Source organism: Hydrogenophaga sp., from assembly GCF_011390835.1.
In the GTDB taxonomy this organism is placed as follows: domain Bacteria; phylum Pseudomonadota; class Gammaproteobacteria; order Burkholderiales; family Burkholderiaceae_C; genus Hydrogenophaga.
Map to the genome: position 1 here is coordinate 1 of NZ_JAABRQ010000065.1, position 2,931 is coordinate 2,931.

The 2,931-nt window shown below is 60.8% G+C and carries 2 protein-coding genes; both read right to left on the bottom strand.

The annotated features are described in order from the left end of the window. Positions 1–628: biotin/lipoyl-binding protein (locus GPT34_RS17680; protein ID WP_291015344.1), on the bottom strand; the 628-nt coding region annotated here is incomplete at its 3' end. Beyond that, complete coding sequence (locus tag GPT34_RS17685) at positions 625–2,334, bottom strand: type I secretion system permease/ATPase (RefSeq protein ID WP_291015346.1); 1,710 nt, start codon at positions 2,332–2,334, stop codon at positions 625–627. The genes GPT34_RS17685 and GPT34_RS17680, both read right to left, overlap by 4 nt. Positions 2,335–2,931: the final 597 nt, after the last annotated feature.

The window sequence follows — 2,931 nt, forward strand, 5'->3', positions numbered from 1 at the left end:
CCTGCTCGACCAGCACCAAATCGGTCTGCAGCTGCAAGGCAGAAAGCTGGGTCTCCACCCCGAGGGTACGATTTTCGATTTGCTCGTTTTGTTCCATCAGGAGGCTGCGCTCCTGAGCGATCGCTTCGCGACGCGCGTGAAACAGGGTGGCCTCGCCCTGAATGACATGCTCAGCCTCGGGTGCCCCCGCAGGCAGCATCTGCAACAGCATGGAGAAATCGATATCAGGAGCGTTGTCACGCTCGGCGATCAGCCGAGCCTTGCGGGCGCCGATTTCCAGAAGCTGGCTTTCGACGATGCTCAACTCCGATTGTAGTCGGCGCCCGTCCAGCCGGATCAACACATCACCCCGGGCGACGACATCACTCTCCTTGACAAGTATTTCGCCCACCACCCCGCCATCGGGATGTTGCACGATCTGGCGGTTGTTTTCGACCTGTACGACGCCTTGGGCGATCACCGCACCGGCCAGTGTCGTGCTGACCGACCAGAGACCCAGCCCACCTACCAGCACGATCAACGCAATAATTCCCAACCACAGCGGAACAGCCCCCGGCCAGCGCGCCGCGAGATCGCCAGCTGTCTGCCTGTCTGTTCTTTCCCCCCCGGGGTTTTCCTTTCGGCTCATGGGTTCACTTTCTGGCCAAGCGCTTCACGCAGGGGCTGCACATTGGATCCCGTCCGCACCAGCACTTCGTCGCGTGGGCCAAGCGCCACGATTGTGCCCTTGTTCAGCACCATCAGTTGATCACATTCGGCAATAGCCTGCGGCCGGTGGGTCAGGACCATCAGAATCTTGTTCTGGGCCTTCAGCTGGCGCATCGCCTCGTTGAGAGAAGCTGAGCCATCTGCATCGAGCATTGAGTTCGGCTCATCGAGGATGAGCAGCACCGGATTGCCATAAAGCGCCCGCGCCAAAGCGATGCGTTGGCGCTGACCGCCAGAAAGCTGGTTCTCCGTACCATCGAGTCGTGTGTCGTAGCCATTGGGCAGTTGCATGATCATGTCATGGGCGTTGGCACTACGCGCAGCTGAGATCACCATCGGATCGTCAGGCCGATCCGCCATGCGGGCAATATTTTGAGCAACCGTGCCGGAAAACAGCGTGACGGTCTGTGGCAGATACCCAATGTGGCGGCCAAGGCTATCAGAGTCGTACTGGTCGAGCGTTGCCCCTCCGAGGCGCGCCTCGCCCGCAGCAATCGGCCAGAAGCCAGCAAGCGCCCGCGCCAAGGTGGACTTGCCAGATCCGCTGTGCCCGATCACCCCAAGTGCGTGACCCGGTTCCAGCGCAAAGGAAATGTTGCGCAGGACTGGCACGCGTTCTCCTGGCGGGACCACCGTCAGACCCGTCACCTTGAGCCGCGGCACCGGCGTTGGCAAAGCGGTACGCGGCGCCATGACCGGGACAGCCTGCAGATATTTTCCAAGCGCCTGCCAGCCGGCTCGGCCGCGCTGCAGGACCGGCCAGCGTCCCATCGCCTGCTCAATCGGTGCCAGCGCCCGGCCCAGCAAGATGGATCCGGCAATCATTGCTCCTGGCGTCATCTGGCCGAGCAGGACAAGATATGCCCCGGCTCCCAGCATGGCGGATTGCAAAAATAATCGGAAGGCCTTGGTGAAGGCTGAAAAGCTTCCAGTCCAGTCACTGGCCGAGATGTTGGCCTCCAGCGCCTGGTCCCGCAGTTCTAGATAACGGCTTTGCATGGTGCCGCGCAGACCTTGGCTCAGCACCACCTCGCGGCCATTACGCGCCTCTTCGGCAAAGCTTTGGGCGGCTTGGCTGCCAATCTGAGCGTCGCGCACCCGGCGCGCCGTCAGAATCTGATTGAGGAACGCCGTCAGCACGATCACAGCGCCTCCGGCCACAGCCAGCCAGCCGAGCATCGGGTGGAACAAGAAGATCGCTGCTATAAAAATTGGCGTCCACGGAATATCCATGAGCGACAGCAGCACCGGAGAGGTGAAGAGATCTCGCACGGCATCGAGGTCGTGCTGTGCGCCAGTCGCAACCAACCGTTCCTTTGGATCGACCGAGCGGCGCAGCGTCGCCTCAAAGACGCGGCTATCAAGCGTGCTCTGGAACCGCGCCCCGACCCGCGCCATGACCCGGCCCCGCGCGTAATCGAGCACCCCCATCACGGCGTAAAGAGCCGCGACCAGCACTGTCAGCGCGACCAGCGTCTCGATGGATCGTGAGGACAGGACTCGATCGTACACCTGCAGCATGTAGAGCGGGCCCGTCAGCATCAGAAAATTGACGAAAATCGAAAAGATGAAGGCCCAGCCGAGAAGAGTGCGCCCGCGGTTTCGCGCTTTGCGCAGCTCATCCACGCCTGTCTGATCCGTTCGTGCCATACTCAGACCTATTCATCCTGTGTTCGGCAGGTACAGAGGGTGGGGGAGCCACTCGTACCCGAGCCTGTCGCGCCGCGGCTTTCCAATAGCACTACATCAAAGAAAGGAAACGATCCGTTTACGGCACGAAAGAAATCAAGAACCCCACCTGTCCACTGGGCCCTCAATGACGTCCCGGTCATCTCCCAAAGCCATGAGGCATTCTCTCTCGGCCATGCGCCAGCCAGACCCGGGTAGCGTTCGACGCCCAACTTGTCGAAATTGGCGACAGGCTCCGCGCAGCCGCGCAGTTATCGACCGCCGGTTCTGGCTTCAACTGGATGAGGGCCGGGGGTCAGGGCACGCAGGGCAATATCCCGAGGGAAATCCGGCGACGATGACCAAAACCCGATGTCGAGACATGGATTTTCCTGTCACCCGCGACAATGGTCCCGCAGAGCTTGCCCGTGTTCCCGAAACGGCCCCATTCTGACCAAGATGTGATGATTTTCTCTGTGTGGGTCTGGGTCAGTCTGCTATACCCGGCCCGAATTTTGGACGCATTTACGAGAAAGCTGTTTCACCATGTCGACG